This window comes from Saccharopolyspora erythraea, from assembly GCF_018141105.1.
In the GTDB taxonomy this organism is placed as follows: Bacteria; Actinomycetota; Actinomycetes; order Mycobacteriales; family Pseudonocardiaceae; genus Saccharopolyspora_D; species Saccharopolyspora_D erythraea_A.
Window position 1 is genome coordinate 2,595,281 of record NZ_CP054839.1, and the last position, 24,581, is coordinate 2,619,861.

The 24,581-nt window shown below is 69.3% G+C and carries 24 protein-coding genes and 2 tRNA genes; 8 read left to right on the forward strand and 18 right to left on the reverse strand.

Annotated elements, in window-relative coordinates; all coding sequences use genetic code 11:
* Positions 1-12 precede the first annotated feature (12 nt).
* The 14 genes from HUO13_RS12110 to HUO13_RS12170 form a co-directional block, all read right to left on the reverse strand.
* Positions 13-522, reverse strand: coding sequence for a PspA/IM30 family protein (locus HUO13_RS12110; protein WP_211901484.1), 510 nt, complete (start codon positions 520-522; stop codon positions 13-15).
* Positions 523-594: 72 nt separating this feature from the next.
* Entirely contained in the window at positions 595-2,367 is a 1,773-nt protein-coding gene (locus tag HUO13_RS12115; protein WP_211901485.1) for a glycerophosphodiester phosphodiesterase, read from the reverse strand.
* The gene (locus HUO13_RS12120; RefSeq protein WP_211901486.1) at positions 2,364-3,107 is read right to left on the reverse strand and encodes a hypothetical protein; all 744 of its coding nucleotides are present in this window, start codon (positions 3,105-3,107) and stop codon (positions 2,364-2,366) included. Before HUO13_RS12120 ends, HUO13_RS12115 begins: the two co-directional genes overlap by 4 nt.
* The gene (locus tag HUO13_RS12125; protein WP_211901487.1) at positions 3,107-4,468 is read right to left on the reverse strand and encodes a phage portal protein; all 1,362 of its coding nucleotides are present in this window, start codon (positions 4,466-4,468) and stop codon (positions 3,107-3,109) included. The genes HUO13_RS12120 and HUO13_RS12125 overlap by 1 nt, the downstream gene beginning before the upstream one ends.
* 57 nt (positions 4,469-4,525) lie before the next feature.
* Positions 4,526-5,911, reverse strand: coding sequence for a hypothetical protein (locus tag HUO13_RS12130; protein ID WP_211901488.1), 1,386 nt, complete (start codon positions 5,909-5,911; stop codon positions 4,526-4,528).
* A gap of 241 nt (positions 5,912-6,152) precedes the next feature.
* Complete coding sequence (locus tag HUO13_RS12135) at positions 6,153-6,590, reverse strand: hypothetical protein (RefSeq protein ID WP_211901489.1); 438 nt, start codon at positions 6,588-6,590, stop codon at positions 6,153-6,155.
* Between the two features lie 592 nt (positions 6,591-7,182).
* Positions 7,183-7,308: a hypothetical protein gene (locus HUO13_RS38050; protein ID WP_282976412.1), complete on the reverse strand. Its 126-nt coding sequence runs from the start codon at positions 7,306-7,308 to the stop codon at positions 7,183-7,185.
* Complete coding sequence (locus HUO13_RS12140) at positions 7,305-7,460, reverse strand: hypothetical protein (protein WP_211901490.1); 156 nt, start codon at positions 7,458-7,460, stop codon at positions 7,305-7,307. Before HUO13_RS12140 ends, HUO13_RS38050 begins: the two co-directional genes overlap by 4 nt.
* Before the next feature lie 16 nt (positions 7,461-7,476).
* Positions 7,477-7,890: a hypothetical protein gene (locus HUO13_RS12145; RefSeq protein WP_211901491.1), complete on the reverse strand. Its 414-nt coding sequence runs from the start codon at positions 7,888-7,890 to the stop codon at positions 7,477-7,479.
* A gap of 58 nt (positions 7,891-7,948) precedes the next feature.
* Positions 7,949-8,020, reverse strand: a tRNA-Trp gene (locus HUO13_RS12150).
* A 191-nt stretch (positions 8,021-8,211) separates the two neighbouring features.
* Positions 8,212-8,279, reverse strand: a tRNA-Gly gene (locus HUO13_RS12155).
* Positions 8,280-8,773: 494 nt separating this feature from the next.
* The gene (locus tag HUO13_RS12160; RefSeq protein ID WP_211901492.1) at positions 8,774-10,264 is read right to left on the reverse strand and encodes a recombinase family protein; all 1,491 of its coding nucleotides are present in this window, start codon (positions 10,262-10,264) and stop codon (positions 8,774-8,776) included.
* Positions 10,261-10,890, reverse strand: coding sequence for an amidase family protein (locus HUO13_RS12165; protein WP_249124698.1), 630 nt, complete (start codon positions 10,888-10,890; stop codon positions 10,261-10,263). The genes HUO13_RS12160 and HUO13_RS12165 overlap by 4 nt, the downstream gene beginning before the upstream one ends.
* 139 nt (positions 10,891-11,029) lie before the next feature.
* Positions 11,030-11,854 (reverse strand): alpha/beta fold hydrolase, encoded by an 825-nt coding sequence (locus tag HUO13_RS12170; protein ID WP_211901493.1) that lies wholly within the window; start codon positions 11,852-11,854, stop codon positions 11,030-11,032.
* 310 nt (positions 11,855-12,164) lie between these two features.
* On the opposite strand from HUO13_RS12170, the gene HUO13_RS12175 reads away from it, so the two are divergent.
* Positions 12,165-12,434: a helix-turn-helix domain-containing protein gene (locus HUO13_RS12175; RefSeq protein WP_211901494.1), complete on the forward strand. Its 270-nt coding sequence runs from the start codon at positions 12,165-12,167 to the stop codon at positions 12,432-12,434.
* Between the two features lie 87 nt (positions 12,435-12,521).
* Here the strand turns inward: HUO13_RS12175 and HUO13_RS12180 are convergent, their stop codons facing one another.
* Entirely contained in the window at positions 12,522-13,331 is an 810-nt protein-coding gene (locus tag HUO13_RS12180; RefSeq protein WP_211901495.1) for an SAM-dependent methyltransferase, read from the reverse strand.
* A gap of 368 nt (positions 13,332-13,699) precedes the next feature.
* Between HUO13_RS12180 and HUO13_RS12185 the strand changes: the two genes are divergently transcribed.
* The 7 genes from HUO13_RS12185 to HUO13_RS12215 all read left to right on the forward strand — a co-directional run bounded on the left by HUO13_RS12185 (position 13,700) and on the right by HUO13_RS12215 (position 21,795).
* Positions 13,700-14,884, forward strand: a complete 1,185-nt coding sequence (locus HUO13_RS12185) for a sensor histidine kinase (protein WP_211901496.1) — start codon at positions 13,700-13,702, stop codon at positions 14,882-14,884.
* 46 nt (positions 14,885-14,930) lie between these two features.
* On the forward strand, positions 14,931-15,638 hold the full coding sequence (locus tag HUO13_RS12190) for a response regulator (protein ID WP_211901497.1): 708 nt from the start codon (positions 14,931-14,933) through the stop codon (positions 15,636-15,638).
* 21 nt (positions 15,639-15,659) lie between these two features.
* Complete coding sequence (locus HUO13_RS12195; protein WP_211901498.1) at positions 15,660-16,715, forward strand: Gfo/Idh/MocA family oxidoreductase; 1,056 nt, start codon at positions 15,660-15,662, stop codon at positions 16,713-16,715.
* Positions 16,716-16,970: 255 nt separating this feature from the next.
* A complete protein-coding gene (locus HUO13_RS12200) occupies positions 16,971-19,367 on the forward strand; it encodes a phosphoketolase family protein (RefSeq protein WP_211901499.1) in 2,397 nt (798 codons plus the stop codon).
* A complete protein-coding gene (locus HUO13_RS12205) occupies positions 19,355-20,452 on the forward strand; it encodes an acetate/propionate family kinase (protein ID WP_249124700.1) in 1,098 nt (365 codons plus the stop codon). The genes HUO13_RS12200 and HUO13_RS12205 overlap by 13 nt, the downstream gene beginning before the upstream one ends.
* Before the next feature lie 52 nt (positions 20,453-20,504).
* Entirely contained in the window at positions 20,505-20,972 is a 468-nt protein-coding gene (locus tag HUO13_RS12210) for a hypothetical protein (protein WP_211901500.1), read from the forward strand.
* Between the two features lie 34 nt (positions 20,973-21,006).
* Positions 21,007-21,795, forward strand: a complete 789-nt coding sequence (locus HUO13_RS12215; protein WP_211901501.1) for an alpha/beta fold hydrolase — start codon at positions 21,007-21,009, stop codon at positions 21,793-21,795.
* Here the strand turns inward: HUO13_RS12215 and HUO13_RS12220 are convergent.
* Genes HUO13_RS12220 through HUO13_RS12230 form a run of 3 tightly spaced genes read right to left on the reverse strand, consistent with a single transcriptional unit; the run spans position 21,778 to position 24,517 of the window.
* Positions 21,778-22,554, reverse strand: coding sequence for a hypothetical protein (locus HUO13_RS12220; RefSeq protein ID WP_249124701.1), 777 nt, complete (start codon positions 22,552-22,554; stop codon positions 21,778-21,780). The genes HUO13_RS12215 and HUO13_RS12220 overlap by 18 nt on opposite strands.
* A 14-nt stretch (positions 22,555-22,568) precedes the next feature.
* Positions 22,569-23,600: an ABC transporter permease gene (locus HUO13_RS12225; RefSeq protein ID WP_211901503.1), complete on the reverse strand. Its 1,032-nt coding sequence runs from the start codon at positions 23,598-23,600 to the stop codon at positions 22,569-22,571.
* Positions 23,597-24,517 carry an ABC transporter ATP-binding protein gene (locus HUO13_RS12230; protein ID WP_211901504.1) on the reverse strand — a complete coding sequence of 307 codons (921 nt, stop codon included), beginning with the start codon at positions 24,515-24,517 and terminating at the stop codon, positions 23,597-23,599. The genes HUO13_RS12225 and HUO13_RS12230 overlap by 4 nt, the downstream gene beginning before the upstream one ends.
* Positions 24,518-24,581: the final 64 nt, after the last annotated feature.

A 24,581-nucleotide genomic window follows, 5' to 3' on the forward strand; every position in this document is an offset into this window, starting at 1 on the left:
TCAGAACGTGGATCAGCGCGAACCGAGCTTGCGCTCGATCATCTGGAGAAGCGTGGGGCTGTTCAGCGGCACTGCGCCGCTACCCTGCGAGCGGTCTTCCTGCACACTCGCCGGGCCGAAGAACTCCGCGAGCGACTTCGCGTCCGCGGCGAGCTCGTCGGCGTTGTCACCAACCAGGCGCTTCGTGAACACGTCGATCTTGTCGGCAGGTACGCCGTTCTCGACCGCGAGGCGCAGCTTCGTCGCTGCACGCTCGGTCTCGGAGACCTTGACCTCAGCGGCGCCAACCTGGGCGGTCAGCTCCTCAATCCGCGCGGTCAGTTCGCCCTCGCGAGTGGCGAACTCCTGGCGGAGCTTGGTCTCGGCTTCCTCAGCGGCGGTCTTCGCGCGCTCGCGGTACTTGGCCGCATCCTTACGCGCGCGTTCGAGCTCCCGCTCGTAAAACTCGGGGCTCCGCTCGTCGCCGCTGGTCGTCTCGGTCTGTCCGGCAGACTCGACGGGGGTTTCGTTGATTTCGGACATAGCGCTACGTCCCTCCCGGAGGGCTCGTTGTTGGGTGGTGCGAACCCCCGCGTCCGGCGCGGGGAAGATGGATCAGGTGATGACGAAGTTCCGGAAGTCCAGGACTCCGTCAGTGGAGCTCTTGCCGATGTGCAGGTATCCGCCGCGGTGATCGGTGTTGGTCGAGGTGACCGAGCCGGCCGAGTCGAGGCGTTGCCAAGTGATCCCTGTCGGGGTCACGTTCAGACGGAACTGCATCCAGGTGCCCGCGCCAGCGGCGGCCGTGGTGGCGGTGGACCCGAGTTGAGTTCCGCCGGCGGAGCCGTGCACGTGGCTGTAGAGCTGGAGTTGCCCGTTCGGGCGGTGAACGGCGTGGTATCCGTTGCCGTGCGCGTACTGGTGTTCGTAGTACTCGTCATCCACACGGCCGAACGCCAACGTGAGATTGGTCGTCAGGTCCGCTGGCAGCGTCGACCAGCACGCCTCAAAGTCGATCTGGTAGCTGCCGGTGGCGTTGTCGAGCGGGGACATCTGGCCCAGGCTGATGAAGTGGCGCCCGACCCGGTCCAGCCGGAGAACGTTCGGCGACACCCACTTCGGGGCGTAGGCCGCTCCTGACTGGTCCAGCGTGAGCTGCCCCGGTTCCGTGCGGCCCGACCACCATGCGTCGCGAGTCGTGATCGCGTCATGGGTGTTGACGTAGCCGTACCCGGAGGTGATGAAGCCGGCGACACCGCGGGCGGCGTTCGGAGCGACGTCGCAACGGCGGTGAAGCGGGTACATGAGCACCGGAATGCCTGTGTCAACGGCGGACGCCACGACCTCGTCAGGCATCGGGGTGAGAATGTTCCCGTCGAAGTACGGGACTCCGAGGTAGTCAACGCCGGCCTGAACCAGCGAATCGATATTGCCGGCGGTCATCTCGGCCTTCGTGCCGAAGTAGCCGAACACCTTGTACCCGGCAGCCTTCGCCGCGGCGATGCGCCCGGAGGTGTAGAACGCCTTCACCACCGTGTAGTCCTGAAGTCCGTAACGCTCGACGAGTTCCATCATCGCGGGGTACGCGGCGTCAAGCTTGGCTTCGAGGAACATGACAACCTGCCCGCCGTACCGGCGAAAGACGTCCTCCAGGAGAACCACGCGAGGGGCATTGTCCGCAGTCCAACTACCGGTCTGGGTCATCTTCGTGATGCGAACCGCCGGCAATGCGGTGCTGGGCACCGACGACACAGGACCCGTGGCGTTGGTCGTGCGGTCGAAGTTCAGGTCGTGCATGACGACGAGGTGGCCGTCTGCGGTCATCCCACAGGAGACCTCCATAGCCGTGGCGCCGGAGCGGATCGCGTGCTCGAAGGCTTCGAGAGAGTTCTCCGGGTAGATGTCACCGGAACCGCGGTGCGCCAGGAAGTACGGGGACGGGCGGGTCGCTTCCCACTCGGCGACGGTGATCCGCTCGCCGAGGAAGTCGCCCGCGTCCCCCTTGTCCCCCTTGGGTCCGACGATGATCGTCGAGCCGTTGGACGGTGAACCGGGGGCGACCGAGACGAGGTTCAAGTCCCCGTCGACCGGTGCAGCGATCGAGTACGTGCGGCCCTTGGCCGCGGTGAAAATCTCCTGGACTGTGTAGGTCCAGTCGACCGGATTGATGTCCGGGTCATCCGTCGCGGGAAGGACGACGTCGATCCGACCGAACGAGTCCAGGTCGACCGTGCGGGGGACCGGAAGGATGATCTTCTGAGACTCCACGGCGAGCAGGACGCTCGGGCTCGCAGTGAAGGTCACTCGGCCCTGGATCGGGTTGCCCGTGAGGTCAACCCACTGGCCCCGGATGCGGCAGGTACCCCACTCGGGAACGGGGGCGGTCATCGGGCGGTCCCTTCAGTTGTGATCGGGGAGTACGAAGTCGGGTCCTCGGAGGCGAACACGCGCTTGAACTCGCGCAAGGCGTCCTTGCCTCGGTGCCCCGAGGTCTTGTCAGCCCAGAACTGGGCGAGCTTCTGAGACTCCGCGTAGCCAGGCCATTCGGTCTCGTGCCCGCGGAAGACCGGGACCACGAGGCAGTCACACCCGGGGTGCCAGTCGTTGTTGCCGCCGGCGGAGGTCTCGGTCCGGTAGTCCGCACCGCGGGCAGCAAGCATCGCGCAGAAGCCACACGACTCCACGCCGGTCAGGACGCGCGCCCAGCGCACAGCCACGGGGTCGATGCGAGTTGCAGCCTGGATCGTCTCGCGAGAGGCGTTCTCAACCGTGCTCGCCGCGGCCTGGGTGATGCGGGTGACCGCGGCCCGGTTGTTGTCCTCGGACTCCAGGTCATCGAGGTACGTGGAGAGAACCTTCTCGAAGTAGCGCTCTGGCATCGGGTTGATGACCGGCGGCCGGCCGAACGGGTCCGCGTCGCTGGGACGAAGCTCCTCGTAGAGCTCGAAGGCGAGCGCGGACGCTTTGTCTCGGGCGCCGTTCGCCGACTCCGTCAGGATCGTCACGAGGTCGCGCCGCTGCTGGGGCGAGAGCGGCTTCCCAGCAGACAGGCCGAGAAGCCGCAACGCCGCGTCGATCAGGGGGCCGAGGATCGCGCGCTGTGCGCTGTAGAACGAGGAAAGGCTCATCACGCCTCCTCGGTCGTGTCACCCTCAGGGGTCGTCGGTGCGGGAACTTCCGGGCCGCTCAAAGCCAGGAAGCGGGACAGCGGGTCGTTGCCTTCGAGCTCGGCCATCTCCTCGATCTCATCGGGGGTGTAACCGAGGCGGCGACGGGCGAACTCCAGCGGGATGACCGAACGGCCGTCCGCGGCGCGGGTGGCGACGAGCTTCACGACGGCATCGGCCTGCTGGGCGACGGTCGGGGTCGCCGGGTCCGACCACGTGACCTCGATGTCATCGGCAGGGACGCCGGCGATACGGGCCGCCAGCTCCATTACCTGAGTCCAGGTCGCGCCGAACGAGGCAATGCGGCGCTCCGCGCGCTTGACGTGGCGAGCCTCGCCAGAGCGGATCGCGTCTGCCGACGTCGGGTTGGTCTCGCCCGTAGCGCCCATGTAGTGCATGGGGAGGCCGGTCACCGATGCGAGCTGCTTCGCCAACATCGAGATCACCGCAACGAACTGCTGGAGGTCGGCCGCGGAGAGCTGCTGAATCTTCGCCTGATCGTTGGTGAGAAGCTGAAGACGCCCCATCCGAACGTCGTACTCCGACAGCGGCTCGCCGTCAGCGGTCGTGAAGTCGTCCTCAGTCGCGCCGAGGACCCAGTTCTGCGGGTAGCTCAACGTCTCGACCGCGGCGCCCAGGTTGGTCAAGGTGCGGCAGGCGGCGTCCACGAGGTCGATCACGTCGGCGATCTCGGAGGCGCCCTTGCGGTCGACCAGCGACAGGCGGTTGGTGAGCTGGAAGACCGGCATTCCGAGGTTGTGAACGAACGGGTCGCCGTCCCGCACCCACCCGCCGTGACCGCGACGGAAGTAGTGCGTCACGTTGGGCAGGTACAGGGCGCAGTACTCGGGTCCCGCGTTCGGCTTGTCGTCGACCTCCCCGTACAGGCGGAGAGCGGCGACGATGTCACCCGTGCGCGGGTCAATCTCCACCGTCATGTACCGCGAGGACTCCACCGTGATGCGCGGCGTCTTCGGGTCCCGGGCGTTGGGGCCGACGCACACGAACGCGCGGCCCTGAACGAGAGCCTCCGTGTGAGCCACCGTGGACCACTGGGCCATTTGGTTGGCTCGCCAGATTCGGCCCAGCTCCTCGTTGCTCGGGTCGCTGCTCGACCGGGTGCGGAATCCGGTCACGGTCAACCGCTCCTCCAGAGCCTCGACGACCAGCCGCGGCCAACCGAGGACCACGCGGAGGTGCTCGAGTTCCGGGGGGACCGCCAGGCCAAGAGCCTGTGGGCGGAACTGGGAGCGGAAGTACGTGTCGTACAGCCGATACGACTTGTCGTCGTGCCGGTGTTCCAGCTCCTCGATCTTCGACACCAGTGCGTCAGGCATCGTCACTCCGTTCAGATAGGGGCGTGCGCCCCGGAACGGGGGCTATCGGGGAAGGCGGATCGCGCCGCGGCGGACCAATCGGCCCTTGGTGGAGCTCTTGATCTCGGCCCACGCGCGGTAGGCGAGGATGGCGGAGATCAGCGCATCGATCTTGCGCGAGCTATCCGGGGTGACCTTCGCGACGGAGTAGCCGTAACGGTTGGCCACACGTCGACCGTTCAGGACGTACCAGGAGAGCTGAGGATCGGCCCCGTGCGAGACATGACCGTTCACAACGGCGTCCTGGAACAGCTCCACAGCGCGGGTGAAGTCCTGCTTCTTTCCTCGGAGGTCGAAGCCGATCGGGTCGCGACCGGTCGCCTTGACGCGGAGCACACGACCGAAGTCCGCGTTCCACGCGAGGACATGCGCCTCGATGAACGACGGGTCGGCGAAGAACGCTTGAACCTTGTACGTCGCGAAGGCGTGGCGAACCGCTTCGTCGAGCTCCTCGCGGGGTAGTCTGGCGTCCGGGTCCCGGGGGTCAGGTGCCCAGCGCCAAAGGAGCTGGAGGAAGCCGTCTTCGTGGCAGGCGACCAACGCCGTGTGATCATCGGAGACCGAGGCGTCGAGACCGAGGGTGATCGGGTCACCCGGCTTCAGGGTCCGGCCGGCGACTGCCAGCGCGCCCCACTCCTGTGGAGAGACGAACGAATCCTCGCTCGCGGTCTGCTGGTTGAGCCAGAAGCGCCGAGAGATTGAAACGGGGATTCGGGTGTTCAAGACCTCCTGCATGACGCGGTCGACGTCGAGCCAGAAGGCGTCACCCTTGGCGGCGTTGATGCCCGCGCGAAGCTGGTCCGGGTCGGTGATGTCGATGTCCGGCGGCGCCTCGATCGAGTCGTACAGCACCCCGGACGCCTTCGAGCGGCCCGTCTGGATCGCCTGGTACGCCTCCCATGTCGCCTGGAGAACGCTGTTCTCCGAGGGGTCGAACTGGTTGGAGACCTGAAGCGAGCGAGCCGATCCGTCCGGGGACTTCGCCAGGTTTCGGCTGATGACCTCGAACATCTTCGGGCCTTGCGTGGAACCCTCGACCCAGAGGTGCGTTTCCTCCAGAACGGCGAACGACGGGCGGGCACCCTCCAGCGCGCGATAGTTCGACGAGACCGCCATGAGCTTTCCGCCGGCCTCGCTGTAGGCGATCTCCTTGCCGAGGGTGATCCCGTACTGCTCTTTGACAGCCTCGGTGATCAGACCGCCGAAGTAGGCGAACGTGTTGTTCGTCTGCTCGTAGTTCACCGCGGCGATCTGGATCAGCGGCTTCGGGTGCGGGACGGCGATCAGGTTTCCGGCCTCGTCGCGAGCCGGTCGGCAAGGGCCGACGAACTCGACCATCGACAGCATCGCGGCCATGCCCGACTTCGACGCGCCCTTGATCCGGACCATCGTCATGTCGTTGAACTTGAACTTGTCGTTCTCGTCCAGCGCGTAGACCCACCAAATGAAACGCATCTGTTCGGGGGTCAGCTTGATCGGGTCGCCGGCGTGCTCGCCGTCCGGCTGGACGAGGGTGCTCTCGATCCAGTGGACGACGTAGGGGCCGATCGTGGACTTCGGCAGGACGAACCGGCCGGTCTCGGGGTCACGCTGGAACGTCGGCCCGTGAGTGATCGGCTCGACCTGCATATCAGCCACCCATCGCCTTCCGCATGGCCTCCATGTCGATCACGGGCGCCTTCGGCTTCTCGCCGTCGCGGTTGATCTCCAAACGGGCGCGGCGACGGTGGCCTTCGGTGAACAGCAGGTCGCCAAGAGCAGACATCAGCGTCGCGAGGATCTGGCCGTTCTTCTTGTGGGCGTTGAGGTAGTCCTGTATCTCGTTCAACACGAGCTGGAGCTGCGCCCAGTCCGTAGGCTCCATGAACCGACGCTGCGCGCTCGCGAGGGCTGCGTCCCAGAGCTCCTGGACGATCGGGTGCGGGGCCTCGACGAGTAGTTCACCCGGGTCGACCGGGCCAGTGATGTCGAGGGACTCTACGGCCTCCTTCTCCGCCTTCGCTCGGTGTCCGAGACGCTGGTCCGCGCGTTTGGGGACGCGACCACCCTTTCCGGGTACTCCGGGCATGTCGCCTCCTTCCGGCGCTGTAACTGTGTGTGTCTGAACAGAGGAAAGTGAAATCTGATGTTCCGGGCGGAACTGTCGGCCGTATGGGCCCCGATGAGGAAGGTCCCCCGGGGGGGGTGGGACCCCCGGGGGGCTCTGACCAGCAGAAACAGTGGCTACAGAGCGTATGGAACGCTACGAAACGTAGCCTGGATGGGTTTCCGGTGGCCTGTATCGTCTTGCGGACCGTGCCCGGAGTGCTGCTACACCCTGTGAAGATGTGCGCTTCGCGTGGCACGGCGGGCATAGGACACGAAGGTTCGCGTCGCTGTGGTCGTTGCGGTCCCCGATGTGGTCGACCTCGGGGCGTGGCGTAGGCGCGTGGCACAGACGGCATGTGCTCTTGTCCCGCTCGATGATGCGGGCGCGTGTTGTGCGCCAACCACGGGGTAGCGGGTCAACACGATTGGTAGTCCACCCACCCGGCATCAGCGATCCACCCTTGATGCGGCCAGCAGGAGGAGTACCAGCAGCCCTACCAGCAGTGCAGCGCTCATGTGGGACACCTCCAGAAGGGCCGGAATTACTTTTCGCAACCGGGAATTACTTTTCGTTACTTTCGGTTCTTGCTGCCCGGCTTCGGTCCCGGCTTCTGGCCACGGCCGGCCTTTCGGCCATCCTTCTTACCGCCGGGCTTCACGCGGCCTTGGCCGTTGGACTTGTTCATCTCCAGCGTCATTCGTCTTCCTCCTCGACGGTGGCTGAGGCGAAGCCGAACGGGAGCTCAAACGAACCCCCGGAGTTGTCGACGACGACCGTCTCCGGCTTCTCGAAACCGACCGCGAAGGAAAGCAACTCACGGCCGAGCAGGTGCAGGGCAAACTGAAACACGGGCGCTCCTACGCTCTCAGTCGATAATGTGGAGCGCGTGCGCCCCCGGGGTCTTGGCGAAGGTGCGCCGGACGATGTCGTTGGCCTTGGGGAAGTCTGGGTGTGCGACGGCCTTTCGTGTCACGTAGGCATCACGAATAGTGAGGCCCTCAAGCGCGTAAACGTTCGACACACACACCGCGAGGTCTCGGACCCAACCCTTTTGGAACGTCTCGCCCGCGTTGGCGAATAGGTACAGGTCGGGAAGCCGGGGCTCGTCCACCTGGCGACGAGCACGCTTCAGGATCGAAGCCAGTCGATCGAGCTGGTTCTCGTCGAGAATGGTGTGTTCTGTGTGCAGGCGCACCGTGGCGAAACCTTCGCCGCGCCCCCAGTTCACGGTGACATCCGGGTACCGGAGGTCGCTGGAGTGAATTCGTTCCTTCGGCATCTCGCCGGTCCTTTCCATCGCGGAATTGAGAAAGCAAGCAAGCGCGTAGCTCGCCGCGCGGGCTCCCGAGGATTTGAACCTCGACCGCCGGTTTTGGAGACCGGCACTGCTACCGTTACAACAGGAACCCAGGCGGAGCACGGGTCCCGGTCTGCCCCAGGTGCACCGTGCTCCATTTCCAACCCGCGACGCGCACACGCCCGGGGGCGGCCGTTTTCGGCGTCTCTCTCGGACGCCAGTCACCCCACGGCCTACGGGGCAATAGCCGAGTCCGCGTGACGTGTTGGCTGTGCGGCCCACGTCAGTGGCGTATCGGCTCTGTGGTGCGGACGGGATTCGAACCCGCATCTCCCCGTGGTCGGGGGGCTCTGCCAGTTGAGCTACGCACCTGCGCCGAAGGGGCCGCACCGTCATCATCGTGACGGGGACATTCAGCGCCATAAGCCCGCGAGGACCCGTCGCGGGATTGTGCCCTCTTCGGGCGTGCCCTGCATGGATGGTGGGTCAGACCAGAGCCAGCAGGGTGCCGTGGATCAGACGGCAAGAACGGAGGACCGGTCCGGGGAGCTCGATCGCAGCGGTGGAGGAGAGGGCACCGCGCAGACGAACTCGACCCGGACCGGTCGAGCCGGCGAGGAACGGAAATGCGCGGGGAGGAGCGGCCCTGCTGCATACCCGGATCAACTCGCCGGACGAGAATCCGTCCACACCGCGGCCCACCATGAGACGACAAGAGGGTCTTACGGGCGTGAACGGACAACTACCCGCGGGCGAAGTGCCGCGCGGAGAAACTCAGGTTTCTTCACCTATATAGTTGGTACGCGTGGTTCACGGAACCTCGGAAAACTGCCTGGAGTTTCCGTGCGTGACCTGATCGTTACAACTAATCCCAGATCAGCGGGTCATCCGTTCCGAGTTCGAGCAACCATTCTGGGCCGCGAAGGTCGAAGCGCAGCCGATCGCGCCAGTTCTTCGCGCCCCGACTCTTCGCCGGGCCGACCTCGACTCGCGCGCCGCAGTCGAGTAGGAGCTCTCGCTTTCGCTGGTTCGACGCGACGGCCCATTCCGCTGCGAAGGTCAACCCCGTGTCGGACCACTCCGTAGCGGTCTCCTGAGACGCCAGCGCGAGCAACTCCTCCCGCCGGTCCTCCAGCTTCGAGTACGCCGCGCGGAACTCCGACGTTCCCCGCGGACCCCGGAACAGGCCGGCCGCCCGGTCCTCTCGAAGCTCCCGGAGCGACATCTCGATGTCTGCGAGCTCCCCGGAGCGGTCGACCGCGGGCGTGTCGGTCCGGACCCGGATCGGAAGGCGCCCCACCGCCGCGAGGAACTTCTCCTCGACGAACTCTTCGAGGCGGGCCGACCGCATGCCGGCGCTGACCGTGCATCGAGGTCCGTAGCCCGCCCGGTAGCCCGCGCACCGGTACATGCTCGCGTCGTACTTCTTGTTCTTCGCCGGCGTGGCGTACATCTTTCGACCGCACACACAGAACGCGACGTCGAGGAGGAAACCGGCGGACCCAACCGCGCGGTACGGGGCGCGGGTTTCCTGACGGGTGTCGAGCTCACGTTGAAGCAGCGTCCACGTCTCGCCGTCCACCAACGGCGGGCCGTACACCACGGGGACCCCTTCTGAGTCTCGTACAAGGCGTCCGTCGTGCTCTGCGAGACCGCGGAGAGACGGCCGGCGCAGCATCCGGCGTAGTTGTCCGTGAGTCCAACCGGAGCCGACCTTACCCGAGGGGGCGGGGACTCGGCGGTCGTTCAGGTCCCGCGCGATGTCGACGAGCGATTCCCGGGCCAGCACGCGGCCCACGATCTCGACGACAACAGGCTCCTCCGCCTCGTTCAGGGCGAGCTGCTTACCGCCTTCGGGGCGGCCCACGACACGGTGCCCATACGGCGCTTTGGAGCCGCCCCAACGGCCCGCCTGCCGGAGGTACTTCCGGGCCGCGGATACGCGCTCTTGGATGTTCGTTCGCTCAACCTCAGCGAAGATCGAGGCGAGCTGAATCCAGACTCGCCCCATCTGGGTGGCCGTGTCGAGGTTGTCGTCTACCGCGACGATTCGCTTTCCGTTCTCCTGCGCCCATCCGAGGAGGTCGAGGGTGTCGCGCGCGGAGCGGGACAGGCGGTCGAGCTTCCACGCGACCAAGACATCCCACTCGCCGGCGCGGCGGGTGAGCCAGGGTCCGAGGTCGTCGCGCTCGAACGGTGAGACGGAGCCGGACACGTCGAGGTCAACTGCCACATCGACCACGCGGCCATCGTTGCCGGACGCCCACCACTCGACGCGCTCTCGTTGGCGCTCGGGGCTGGTCGATTGGTCGGTGAGGCGGGACAGACGGACGGCTCCCAGGACGCGCAAGGTCATTCCCGCAGCGTAGCGCGTTGTGGTTCGGCGGCAAACCGCTTGCGCAACGACCCCATGAAATCGCTGCCGTCGGCGACCGGCAGCATCCGCAGCGACAGGGCCGCCGCGGCACCGCCGCTGCTGCCGCCCGCGGACCGGGACGGGTCGAACGGGTTGACCGTGGTGCCGAAGACGCGGTTGAAGGTGTGCGAACCCAGGCCGAACTCGGGAACGTTGGTCTTGCCGATCACGATGGCACCCGCGTCGCGCATCCTGCGCACGGCGATCTCGTCGTCGGCGGCGGTCTGCCCGGCCAGGATCGGAGAACCCTTGCTGGTGGGGAACCCCTCGGCGTCGGCGAGGTCCTTCACCGCGATCGGGAAGCCGTGCATCCAGCCCTTGCACTCGCCGCGCGCCAGCTCCTCGTCCCGCTGCTTGGCCTGCTCGAGCAGCGTCTCGTCGTCGGCGCGCGACACGATCGCGTTCACCAGCGGGTTGAAGCGGTCGATGTGGTCCAGGTAGGTCCGCATGACCTCGACGCAGGAGACCTCGCGGCGGCGGAGCAGCCAGGACAGCTCGACGGCGTCCAGCAGCACCAGGTCAGAGATGCGGGAGGAGGGCAGGCCTGCCCCGGGTGCGATGCCCACGTTGGCCCACATTGGACCCGCCGACCACGGGCGTCAACCGGCATTCGGGGAGTGCGCGCGGTCGCGGTCCGTGATCAGCCCCCGCATCTCGGCGGTGTCGCGGGCGGAGGCTGTCGGCTTCCGTGAACGGTGGCCGAGGTCACGACCTCAGGAAGGCCAGCAGATCGGCGTTGATCGTGTCCGCGTGCGTGGTCGGCATGCCATGCGGGAAGCCTTCGTAGGTCTTCAACGTCCCGTTCTGCAGGAGCTTCGCCGACAGCGGCGCGGAGTCGGCGTAGGGAACGATCTGGTCGTCATCGCCGTGCATGACCAGGACGGGCACGGTGATCTTCTTCAGGTCTTCGGTGAAGTCGGTCTGCGAGAAGGCGACGATGCCGTCGTAGTGCGCCTTCGCGCCGCCCATCATGCTCTGGCGCCACCAGTTCTGGATGATGGCCTCCGAGGACTCCACTCCCGGCCGGTTGAAGCCGTAGAAGGGTCCCGAGGGCAGTTCGCGGTAGAACTTCGAGCGGTTGGCCGCGAGTTGCGTCTGGAACCCGTCGAAGACCTCTTTGGGAAGACCGCCCGGGTTGGCCTCGGTCTTGACCATCAGCGGCGGTACCGCGCTGATGATCGCGGCCTTGGCCACCCGGCTCGCACCATGCCGGCCCAGGTAGCGCACGACTTCGCCGCCGCCGGTCGAATGCCCCACGTGGACGGCGTCGGTCAGGTCCAGGTGCGCCGTCAACGCCGCGAGGTCGTCGGCGTAGTGGTCCATGTCGTGGCCTTCGCCCACCTGGCTGGACCGCCCGTGGCCGCGCCGGTCATGTGCGATGACCCGGTAGCCCTGCTGCACGAAGAACAACAACTGGGCGTCCCAGTCGTCGGATGAGAGCGGCCAGCCGTGGCTGAACACGATCGGCTGACCGGAGCCCCAGTCCTTGTAGTAGATCTTCGTGCCGTCGTTGCTGGTGATGGTGCCCATGCGACGCCTCCTTCGATGCCGGCGGAAGGAGGCTCGGGGAGCTGCGGACGGACACTGCCGAACTCGCACGCCTCTCCTCCCGTGCACGTCCTCGGCCTGACCTCGACACCACCCCACGCTTCACGCCGGCCAGCCGGTTCCACAGGGGACTACGTCACCCACCCGCTTCCGGCCCGGCCCCGGTGGAATCGGGCCTGCATGGGCGCGATGCCCGCACGAGCGCACCGGTCATCCGATGGCGTCCACCGGCATCAGGGGAAGGTGTGCGGGATAGGGTTGGACGCCACCCGGAACATGGAGAGATGTCGAGGTGCAACGCACGACTGGACATGGTGATCAGCTCGGCTCGGCAGCGGATGCGGGCGGTTCCGGCGAACATCCCCACGACACCGAGGACCTGGTGCGGCTCGTGTCCCTCGCCCGCCGTGAGCAGGGCTGGATGCAGGCGGACCTCGCCGCGGCGGCCGGGGTGCCGGAGTCCGACGTCGCAAGTTTCGAAGCGGGCGAGGTCGTACCCGCGAAGCGGGTGGCCTTCCGCTACCTCGAAGCGATGGGGCGGGTCGAGCCCGGGGTCTTCTGACCTGAGCCGGGCTTCCCGGCCGGATGTCCGGCGCTTCTCGCCGCGCATGGTTCTCGTGCGGCGGGTGAGGAGCCCGGTTCGCCCGGCCTACTCCGGCTTGCGGGCGAGGCCGCCGTGGACGACGCGGTAGCGGGGGACGGCCGAGGTCTGGTCGGGATCGGGGCGCCAGTCGGTGAGGTGGCTGGTGCCCGGCGGCAGCACCTCGAAGTCGCCGAAGAGGGCGTCGATCCACTTCGCGGGCCGGGCGACCAGGGGGTCGGCGGTCTCGGCGTAGAAGCGCTCCAGGGTGCCCGCGGTCGCCGGGTCGTGGTCGGCGGTGAGGTGGGTGATCGCCAGGTGGGAGTCCGGCGCCAGCGCCTTGCGGTAGGTCTCGACCAGCGCCGCAGGGGAGTCGCGGTCGGGCACGAAGTGCAGCACCGCCGACATCAGCAGCGCCACCGGGCGGTCGAAGTCGATCAGCGCCGCCGCCTCCGGCGACCGCAGCACCGACTCCGGGTCGCGGCAGTCGGCCTCGATGATCGCCGCGCGCGGTTCGTCGTCGAGCAGCGGCCGGCTGTGGGCGACGGTCAGCGGCTCGTTGTCGACGTAGAGCACCCGGAACTCCCCGGTGCGCCTGCGGGCCACCTCGTGCACGTGGCCGATGGTGGGGATGCCCGAGCCCAGGTCGAGGAACTGGTGCACGCCGTGGGCCAGCAGGTACTCGACGGCCCGGCGGACGAACGCCCGGTTTTCCCGGTACACCTCGGTGATCCCGGGCAGCTCGGCCTCCGCGCGCTCGACGAACCGGCGCTCGACGCCGAAGTTGTGGCTGCCGCCGAGGAACGCGTCGTAGATCCGCGCGGCGCAGGGGCGGTCGATGTCCATCTTGCGGGACATCAGGCGCTGCGTGTCGACCATGGGGGACCCCCGGCATGCCGCTGCTCACTACTCCTCGTGTAATCGTACCGTAATCGACCCATGACAGAGTGTGTTCACCCGGTGGGACGCAGGCCGGTGGCAGGGGCCGAACCACGCGGCGGGACTCGGCGGGCGGACGCGGGCGGCGGACTCCGGTGGGACGAGCGACGACCCGACGACGGACGGAGCGGCACGGGCGAACCCGCGCGACCGGCGCCGTCGGCAGGTGGAACGAAGAGGAATCGGGGGACGACCGCGCCGCCGGCGGCCGGCCGACACCGCCGCCGACCGGCGGCATCGGCGGGATCAGCCGCGGTGGAGGCTGGTCTACGATCCCCCGGTCGAGGGACACATGAGGGCGGGTGCTGATGGCGAAGACGAGGCGGGCGGTCCTTTTCGACCTTGCGGTGGTCGTGCTGTTCAGCTGCCTCTACGTGCTGGCGGTCCTCGTCGAGCCCGGTCCTCCCGGCATGTCGGGGTGGTGGACGCTGCTGTTCAGCTGCCCGGCGATCTGCACGCTGATGCTGCGCAGGCGCTGGCCGTGGATCCCGCTGGTCACCACGACTTCGGCGGCCATCGTGCTCACCCTGCTCGACCTCAGCTGGGGCCCCACCAGCTTCCCGATCCTGTTCTCGGTCTACTCCGTCTGCCGCACGAGCGGACCGCTCGGCTCGACGGTCGCGGCGATGGTGGCGATGGTCTGGCCGTTCTTCTACTCGTTCCCCGCGCCGACCCTGATGGAGGGCGTGGCCAGCGTGGTCTACGCGGGGGTGGACCTGTTCATGGTGGTCGGCTGGGGCTACGCGGCCAGGGTCGGCAGCCTGCGCGCCGCCCAGCTCGAACGCACCGTCGCGCTGCTCGACCAGGCCCGCGACCAGCTCGCGGTCGAAGCCGCGGCCTCGGAGCGGGCCCGCATCGCCCGCGAGTTCCACGACATCGTCTCGCACAACCTCTCGGTGGTGGCGCTTCGCGCCGGGGTCGCCCGCGCGCTGGTCGACCGCGACCCCGGACACGCCCGCGAGACGCTGCGCGACCTGGAGGTGACCTCCAGCGCGGCGCTGAGCGAGATGCGCACGATGCTGGGCGCGCTGCGCGCCGACACCAGCGCCGGCGCCGTCACCGACGACGCCGACCTGCAGCCGATGCCGCGACTGGACAAGGTCGAGGACCTGATCGGGTCGCTGCGCGAGGCGGGCGTGTCGTGGCGGCTGGAACGCCGGGGCAGCATCCGCGAGCTGGGGTCGGGACTGGAGCTCACCGCGTTCCGCGTCGTGCAGGAGGCGGTGACCAACGTGCTCAAGCACGCCGGGCCGGGATACGCCCGGGTGCTGCTGGAATACGGCACCGCGGCGCTGCGCATCGAGATCACCAACCACGTCACCGGCGGCCGCAGGCGTGGCAACGGCGCGCGCGGGACCTCGTCCGGACACGGATTGATCGGCCTGCGCGAACGCGTCGCGCTGGTCGGCGGAACGTTCACCGCCCATCCGGTACAAGGCGGGTTCCACCTGGAAGCCGTGCTACCGTGCGCGGAAAATTCGGACCTGGTCTGAGTCGGAACTCCACCCGGCACCGGGCCTGATCGGAGGGGGGCCGCCGATGCAGCCTTCGGACACGACGATCGTGGTCGCGGATGATCAGGCGATGATCCGCGCCGGCCTGGTGGCCCTGCTCTCGGCGGAGCCGGACCTGCGGGTGCTGGCCGAGGCCGCCGACGGGCAGGCGGCGGTCGCCGCCGTGCAGCGCCGCAGGCCCGACGTCGTGCTGATGGACGTCCGGATGCCGGGGGTGGACGGCATCACCGCCGCCCGCGAGATCATCGACATCACCGACGGGCAGACCGCGGTGATCATGCTGACCGTCCACGACCTGGACGAGTACGTCTACGCGGCCCTGCGCGCGGGCGCGAGCGGCTTCCTGCTCAAGGACGCGCCGCCGGAGGAGCTGGTCCGCGCGGTGCACACCGTCGCCGCGGGCGACGCGCTGCTGGCGCCGCGGGTGACCAGGCGGCTGCTCCAGCGCTTCGCGTCGCTGGGTGTGCGCGACGCCGGGACCGAGCTCAGCGGCCTGACCGACCGGGAGCGCGACGTGCTGCTGGAGGTCGCCAAGGGCGGCTCCAACGCCGAGATCGCCCGCAACCTCGGGCTGGCCGAGCTGACCGTGAAGTCGCACCTCTACCACGTCATGCAGAAGCTGCACCTGAACTCCCGCACCCAGCTCGTCATCACCGCCTACGAGACGGGCCTGGTGCACCCCGGGCAGCGGGCGATGCCGCCGGTGCAGTGCCGGCGCGAGTCGGCGGGCTGACCCGGTTGATGTAATGAGGGCATGAGTGCACTGAAGGTCGGCCTGATCGGCTACGGCATCGCGGGAGCCGTTTTCCACGCGCCGCTGATCGCGGCGAACCAGAACCTGCGGCTCGACGCGGTGGTGACCGCCAACCCGCAACGGCGGGCGAAGATCGAGCAGGACCACCCCGGCACGGCGGTCGTCGACGACCTCGACGCGCTGTTGGAGCGCCGGCCGGACCTCGTGGTCGTCGCCAGCCCGAACCGCACCCACTACGAGCTGACCCGGGCGCTCGTCGACGCCGGGGTGCCGGTGGTCGTGGACAAGCCGTTCGTGCCCACCTCGAAGCAGGGGCGTGAGCTGATCGAGCACGCCGCGCGCGAGGACGTGCCGCTGACGGTGTTCCAGAACCGGCGGTGGGACAACGACCTGCTGACGGTGCGGGCGCTGATCGAGGCCGGTGAGCTGGGGCCGGTGCACCGCTTCGAGTCGCGCTTCGAGCGCTGGGTGCCCACGCCCAAGCCGGGATGGCGGGAGTCGGGCGGTGCCGAGGAGGCCGGCGGCGTGCTCTACGACCTCGGCAGCCACCTGGTCGACCAGGCGTTGCTGCTGTTCGGTCCCGTCGAGTCGGTCTACGCCCAGGTCGACCGGCGCAGGCCCGGTGTGGAGGTCGACGACGACTCGTTCATCGCGCTGACCCACACCGGCGGGGTCCGCTCGCACCTGTGGATGAGCAAGTTCGCCGCCCAGCACGGTCCCCGGTTCCGGGTCCTGGGCGACCGCGCCGCCTACACCAAGTACGGGCTCGACCCGCAGGAGGCCGCGATGGGCGCGGGCGGCGGCCCGGCCGACCCGGGCTGGGGCGAGGAGCCGCAGGAGCTCTGGGGTCAGCTCGGCACGGTCGGCGAGAGCCGGACGGTGCCCACCGAGCCGGGGCGGTACCAGGCGTTCTACGACGCGGTGGTGTCCGCGCTGCGCGACGGCGGCCCGCTGCCGGTTGATCCGCGGGACTCGGTCGCCGGCATCGAGATCATCGAGGCCGCCCGCCGTTCGGCCGAGAACGGCACCGTCGAACGGCTGGTTCAGGAGGGCTGAACGACCCTGCCGCGTCAGGGCGAACAGCGGCTCGCGGGTGCGGCGCACTCCGGTTCTCCCTGTTCGAACAGGACAAATCCGGTCGGATTCCGGCATCGCCGCCTGCGCTTGAGCGCAGCCGAGCGCTACTGCGACCCCCAGGCCCGAGTTGCGATCCCGCGCCCGCTTCCCACGCTGAGAGGTGGGCGTGGGATCGCGACATGCTGGGTAACGGCGTGATGAGGAGTACGCCGACGCGGCTTGAGGAGTTCGCCGATGACGACCACCGACACCTGGAGCACCTCAACCGACGTGGCCGAGCACCTCGGCCAGGACGAGCTGGAGCGGTTGCAGCTCTGGTGGCGCGCGGCGAACTACCTGTCGGCCGGGCAGATCTACCTGATGGACAACCCGCTGCTGAAGGAGCCGCTGCGCCCCGAGCACGTCAAGCCCCGGTTGCTCGGGCACTGGGGGACCACGCCGGGCCTGAACTTCGTCTACGCGCACCTGAACCGGGCGATCCGGCTGCGCTCGCTCGACATGATGTACGTGATCGGTCCCGGCCACGGCGGCCCCGCGCTGGTGGCGGCGGCGTGGCTGGAGGGCACCTACAGCGAGATCTACCCCGATGTGGCCCAGGACCACGAGGGTCTGCGCCGGCTGGTCACCCAGTTCTCCTTCCCCGGCGGAGTGCCCAGCCACGTGGCCCCGGAGACGCCCGGGTCGATCCACGAGGGCGGTGAGCTCGGCTACTCGCTCTCGCACGCCTTCGGCGCGGCCTTCGACAACCCCGGCCTGATCGTGCCCTGCGTGGTCGGTGACGGCGAGGCCGAGACCGGGCCGCTGGCCACGAGCTGGCACTCCAACAAGTTCCTCGACCCGGCCACCGACGGCGCGGTGCTGCCGATCCTGCACCTCAACGGCTACAAGATCGCCAACCCGGCGGTGTGGGCGCGCATCCCGGAGGACGAGCTGCTGTCGATGCTGCGCGGGTTCGGTTACGAGCCCTACGTCGTCGAGGGCTCCTCGCCGCTGCCGATGCACCACCTGTTCGCGGCCACTTTGGACCGTTGCCTCGACGAGATCGCCGCGATCCAGCGCCGCGCGCGCGGCGACGGGCACCCGCACCGTCCCAGGTGGCCGATGATCGTGCTGCGCACGCCCAAGGGCTGGACCTGTCCGGCGACGGTCGACGGCAAGCCGCTGGAGGGTTCGTGGCGTTCGCACCAGGTGCCGATCAGCGACCCGCGCGACAACCCGGAACACCTGCGCCTGCTGGAGGAGTGGCTGCGCAGCTACCGGCCGGATGAGCTGTTCGACACCGGCGGCCGTCCGGTCGAGGCGATCAGAGCGGGCAGTCCCGTGGGAGACCGCAGGATGAGCGCGAGCCCGCATGCCAACGGCGGTCATCTGCTCCGGGGGTTGCGGCTGCCGGACTTCCGCGACTACGCGGTTCCCGTGCAGGCGCCGGGAGCCGACAAGGCGGAGGGTACCCGGGTGCTCGGCCGGTTCCTGCGCGACGTCCTGCGGCTCAACTCCGCGCAGCGCAACTTCCGCGTGTTCGCGCCGGACGAGAACAACTCCAACCGGCTCGACGCCGTCCTGGAGGCGTCCCCGCGCGCCTGGGTCGCCGAGACCGAGACGGACGACGAGTCGCTCGCCCCGGGCGGGCGGGTGATGGAGATCCTGTCCGAGCACACCTGCCAGGGCTGGCTGGAGGGCTACCTGCTGACCGGCAGGCACGGCTTCTTCTCCTGCTACGAGGCGTTCGCCCACATCGTCGACTCGATGGTCAACCAGCACGCCAAGTGGCTGAAGGTCAGCAGGCACCTGCCGTGGCGGCGGCCCGTCGCGTCGCTGAACTACCTGCTGACCTCGCACGTGTGGCGCCAGGACCACAACGGTTTCTCCCACCAGGACCCGGGTTTCATCGACCACGTGGTGAACAAGAAGGCCGAGATCGTCCGGGTCTACCTGCCGCCGGACACCAACACCCTGCTGTCGGTGGCCGACCACTGCCTGCGCAGCCGCGACTACATCAACGTCGTCGTCGCGGGCAAGCAGCCCGAACCGCAGTACCTGGACGTGGAGTCGGCGATCGTGCACTGCGAGAAGGGGATCGGGATCTGGGACTGGGCGAGCACCGACTCCGGCGGCGACCCGGACGTGGTGATGGCCTGCGCGGGGGACGTGCCGACGATGGAGACGCTGGCGGCCGTCGACATCCTGCGCGGACACTTCCCGGACCTGCGCATGCGCGTGATCAACGTGGTGGACCTGATGCGGTTGCAGGACGAGCGCGAACATCCGCACGGGCTGTCGGACGCGGAGTTCGACAGCCTCTTCACGCGCGACACCCCGGTGATCTTCAACTACCACGGCTACCCGTGGCTGATCCACCGGCTGACCTACCGGCGGCACAACCACGAAGGCATGCACGTGCGCGGTTACAAGGAGGAGGGCACCACCACCACGCCGTTCGACATGTGCGTGCTCAACGAGATCGACCGCTTCCACCTGGCCATCGACGTCATCGACCGGGTGCCGCGGCTCGGGCCGCGCGCCGCCTACGCGCGAGAGCACCTCAAGGGCAAGCTCATCGAGCACCGCCACCACGTGACGACCCACGGCGAGGACATGCCCGAGGTGCGCGACTGGGCGTGGCGGTCGTGATGCGGGTGCTGACCGTCAACGCCGGGTCCAGCAGCCTGAAGCTGCGCGTGCTCGACGGGGACTCGGTCGTCGCGAGCCATGACGTCCAGCGGTGGGACGGCGAACGCGAACCGATCGCCGAGTTCATCGACGAGCACGGGGCCGACGCCGTGGGGCACCGGGTCGTGCACGGCGGTACCGAGGTGACCGGGCCGGTCGTGGTCGACGACAAGGTCCTGGAGTACCTGGACTCGCTGACCGACCTCGCGCCGCTGCACCAGCCGCGGGCGCTCTCCGGTGTCCGCGCGGCGCTGGAGGAAGCGCCGGACACGCCGTCGGTGGTGTGCGTCGACACCGCGTTCCACACCACGCTGCCCGAGGCCGCCGCGACCTACGCGCTGCCGCGCGAGTGGAACCGCGAGTGGGGGATCCGCCGCTACGGGTTCCACGGTCTCTCGCACGGTTTCGCCGTCGTCCGGGGCGCCGAGCTCGCCGGCCTGGAGCCCGGGAAGGGCCGGGTGCTGAGCTGCCACCTCGGTGCCGGGGCCTCGCTCGCGGCGGTGCGCGACGGCAGGTGCGTGGACACGACGATGGGTTTCACCCCGGCCGAGGGACTGGTGATGGCCACGCGTTGTGGCTCCACCGACCCCGGTCTCGTGGAGTGGCTGATCGACGTCGCGGGCGTCGAGCCCGGCGAGGTGTTCGAGACGTTGCAGAAGCGCTCCGGGATCGAGGGCCTGTCCGGGGTCTCCTCGGACCTGCGCGACGTCCTCGCCGCGAGCGGCCGGGGCGACCGGGACGCCGCGCTGGCCTTCGACGTCTTCACGCACAGCCTCGTGCGGCACGCCGGTGCCATGGTCGCGGTGCTGGGCGGGCTGGACCTGCTGGTGTTCACCGGCGGCGTCGGCGAGCACCAGACTCCGGTGCGGTCATCGCTGTGCGAGGCGCTGGGTTTCCTCGGCGTGGAGGTCGACCAGGCGCGAAACGACGAGGTCTCGGCCGACGCCGACATCAGCGGTGCGGACGCGGGCGCGCGCACGGTCGTGGTCTCGGCGCGGGAGGACCTGGAGATCGCGCGGCAGACCCGGGCAGCACTCGCTGCTTGACAGCGGATGTCAAGTACTTGCTGTTCTGTGTCAAGTAGCAGGGAGGTGGGCCGTGGCTCAGGACTCGACCGCCGTGCACGCCGAGCTGGCCGGGGAACTGGTGCGGCTGGTGGGCGGAAGGTTGCTCGACCCGCTGGAGATCCTGCTCGACGGGGCCGGTACCGGCCCGCTGCGCGAGCGGGTCCGGGCCGACGCCGAGATGTGGGCGGCGCGGTTGCTGGGGCCCGCCGACGAGCCCGCGGTCGCGCTCGTCGCCCGCCTGCTCGCCGCGCTCTACCCCGGTGACGAGCCGTTCGACCCGCCGGAGAGCTGGTGGCGCACGCCGCTGGGCCGGGTCACCGCGCGGCGCGTCGGGCACCCGGCCCGGCGCCGCGTGGCGTTCGCGACGGCCGGGGCGATGCTCGGCATCACCCGCCAGGGCGTGCACGACCTGGTCAGCCGGGGCAAGCTGCGGAGGCACCCCGACGGCGGCATCGACTCGGAGTCGGTGCGGGAACGCCTGCGCGCACTCGCGGCATGAGCGTCCGGAAATCCGGTCCGAAGACAGGAGAGACATGGTTGCCGACCTGGTGGTGCGTGGCGGTGCGGTTCCGATCCGGGTCCGCGACCACGACGGCGAGGGCGCACCGGTGGTGCTCCTGCACGGCGCGGGCGGCGACCTCACCGCGTGGGACGCCTTCGCCCCGCTGCTCACCCACGCCCACCGGGTCGTGGCGATGGACCTGCGCGGCCACGGCGAGTCCGGTGACGGGCCGTGGAACTGGGACGCCGTGCTGGACGACATCGCGGCCGCGGTGGACGGCCTCGGCCTGGAGAACCCGCACGTGGTCGGGCACTCGCTGGGCGGCATGCTGGCCGGGATGTGGGGTCGCCGCCGCCCCGGCTGCCCGGCGGTGGTGAGCCTCGACGGCCACCGCTCCAGCGTCACCGAGCCGCGGCACTACCTCGGACTGCCCGAGGAGCAGGTGCACCTCCAGCTCGAACGCCTCAACGCCCTGTTCTCCGCACAGTCATCGTCGTTGCGCAGGCCTGGCCCCGAGGTCGCCTCGGCGCTGCGGGAGGCCCCGGAGTTCGCCGACTGCATCCCGGTCTTCGAGCAGGTCGGGTGCCCGTTCCTGGTCGTGCTCGCCGGGCGGGAACTGCCCGGCCTGCCCGCGGAGTTCGCCGAGCTGATGGCGGGGTACCGGGCCGGGCTGCGACGCGACCTGGCGGCGCTCGGCGAACGCAGGCCGAACGTGCGCGTCACCGAGGTCGAGGCCGGCCACGGCATGGTGGCCGAACACCCGGAGGCCGTCGCGGAACTGGTGCTGGATTTCCTCGCCGCTTCAGCGCTTGCGCGCTGAGGAGTCCCAGAGCACGCACTCGTCGCAGTAACCGCCCGTGCCGCGCCACCACTGGCAGCAGGTGCGCCGGCGCATCCACGGCCCGTCCCGGTCGGGGTCGATGTCGAGCAGCTCGGCCCGGCCGGTGGCGGCGCGCAGCTCCCGCGCGGAGCGCACCACGTCGCCGGGCATCCCGCCGCGTTGCAGCCGCCACAGCACCGTCGCGATCGACCCGACCGGGTTGCCCCAGTACTCGTGGCTCCCGGGCTCGGGGCCGCCCAGCGCGTGCAGGGCCTCGGCCAGCGGCGTGAAAGCATCGCTGAGCTGCCGCCACCAGTCGGCCGGGCCCGCTTCGGCGGGCAGCGCGCCAGTGGTCCGCAGCGCCGAAAGCCGGCCCTCACCGGAGACGACCACCCGCAGTCCTTCGAGGCTCGGGATCTCGACGCCGAGGTGGTACTCGGGCACTGTGGCGCAGCAGGCGAGCCAGCCGAACCTGAACGCCACCAGCACGATCCCCGCGCGCCGGTGGCGGAAGCCGCCGCGTTCCTGCCACTCCTCGACGCAGCGGCCCAGCCACGGACCGGCCGGGTCGCAGAACTCCCGCCATCCGACGGTGGGCACGTCGGAGTGCGGGACCGTCCCCGGGCGGGGGAGCAGCCGGTCGCACTCGCGCACCCGGCCGCGCAACACCGCGGCCGACGGCCGCACCGCCCCCGCTTCCACCGGCGTCTCGATGGTCCCGACCTCCTGCTCGGCTCGGGCGGCCGGCGTGGATGCCACGCCGGCCGCCTGGGTCAAGCTATCCGAACGCCCTTGGTGAGACCGCGCACCGGGGTGCGCAGCCGCCGGGCGCTCACCCACACCGAACCCGCGCCGAGCAGCACCTGGAACCCCAGTCCCCACGGCCACACCGCCGGCGGCTCGGGCACCGGGGCGAAACCGGCGTACTCGCTGGTCGGCTGGCGGCTTTCGCGCACCAGGTACCCGATCACGCTCAGCGGGTCCATCGACGTCTCGGGCTCCATCCGCTCGGTGATCCGGTTGTACCGGACAGGCGGTTCGGGCGCGGAGTCGGCGAGGATCACGAACGGGTTCGGCGCCAGCAGCCACCAGACCAGCTCCGGGTGGGGTATCTCCGACTGGTAGGTCTCGGTCACCGGCGGTCCGGGCAGCACGTTGCCGTTCTCGTCGGTCCGCTCGGTCGTGTAGGTCCGCTGCTCCTCTGTCACGGTCAGCGACACGGCCAGGCCGAAGGAGATCAGCGTGCCCACGGTGAGCGCGAAGACCAGCAGGTAGGACATCAGCGTCGCGGTGATCCCCCGCGCGAACAGCGCCGACAGCGCCTGCGCGACCGCGCACACCACGCCCATCAGCAGCGCGACGATGAGCACGACCGCCCCCGCGCGCAGCAGGCCGACACCGCCCTCGATGACCGCCCACACCACGAACGGCAGCGTCAGCGCCAGGAACACCAGCGCGGTGCCCCACGCGGCGGCGAGCTTGCCGACCGCGATCTCGCCCGCCGACAGCCGGGTGACCTGCACGGTCGCCAACGTGCCGCGCTCGCGGTCGCCGTTGATCGACTGTGCGGTCAGCGCAGGCGCGACCAGCAGCGACAACCCGAGCACGAAGAGCATGACACCGCCGAACAGCGGTATCCCCGGGCGCACGTTCTCCTCGTCCAGCACCAGCAGCCCGATGCGCAGCAACACCGCGAACGCCGCGATCACGGCGAACCAGGACGCCAGCAACCACCGCCAGCGGCCCGTGCGCAGCCGGACTCGGAACTCCTGCTTGGCAACGGTGGTGACCCCACCCAGCGTCATCGTCGGTCCTCCGTGAGTGCGAGGTAAGCGGATTCCAGGTGGTTGCCCGCCGGGCCGAAGCCGACGACGCGCACCCCGTCGGCCAGCAGGTCTCGCAGCAGGTCGGCAGCCGCGTGCTCGGACTCCAGCTCGACGTCGACCCCTGCGGGCGTCTGCCCGCCAGGGGTCAGGCCGCGGCTGCGCAGCGCGCCGGTGAGATCGCCCTCCAGCACGCGGATCCGCCAGGTGGAGCGGTGACCGCCGAGGTCGGCCATCCGGTGCTCGCTGACGGTCGTACCGCGGTCGACGAACACGACCCGGTCGGCGATCTCCTCCAGCTCGGTCAGGATGTGGCTGGACACCAGCACGGCGGTGCCTTCGCGCGCCTGCGCGCGCAGCAGGTCGCGCAGCTCGACCCGCGACCTCGGGTCGAGCCCGGAGGCCGGCTCGTCCAGCAGCAGCACGCTCGGCCGGTGCACCAGCGCCCTGGCGACGCCGAGGCGCTGCTTCTGCCCCCGCGACAGCACGTGCACCGGCTGCGAGGCGAACTCGGCCAGGTGCACCAGGTCGAGCAGCTCGGTGACGCGGTCCCGCGCGGCCGAGGCCGGAACGCGGTAGGCCTCGCAGAAGAAGCCGAGGTACTCGTGGGTCATCAGCTGGTCGTAGACGCCGAAGGTGTCGGGCATCCAGCCGATTCGGGAGCGAACCGCGCCGGGGTCGGCCACCGGGTCCAGGCCGGCGATGCGTAACTCCCCGGAGTCGGGGGCCAGCAGCGTGGCCAGCATCAGCAGCAACGTCGTCTTGCCCGCCCCGTTGGGGCCGACGAGCGCGGTCACCTCCCCGTGCGGCACGGTGAGGTCCATCCCGCGCACGGCTTCGACCGAGCCGAAACGCCTGCGGACCTCCCTCGCCAGGATTCCGGCATCTTCTTCCGCCATCCGGTACTCCTCTGCCGTTGATCTCGTCCCCGTAGGACGTACGGGACGGCAGGAGGTTGCAGGC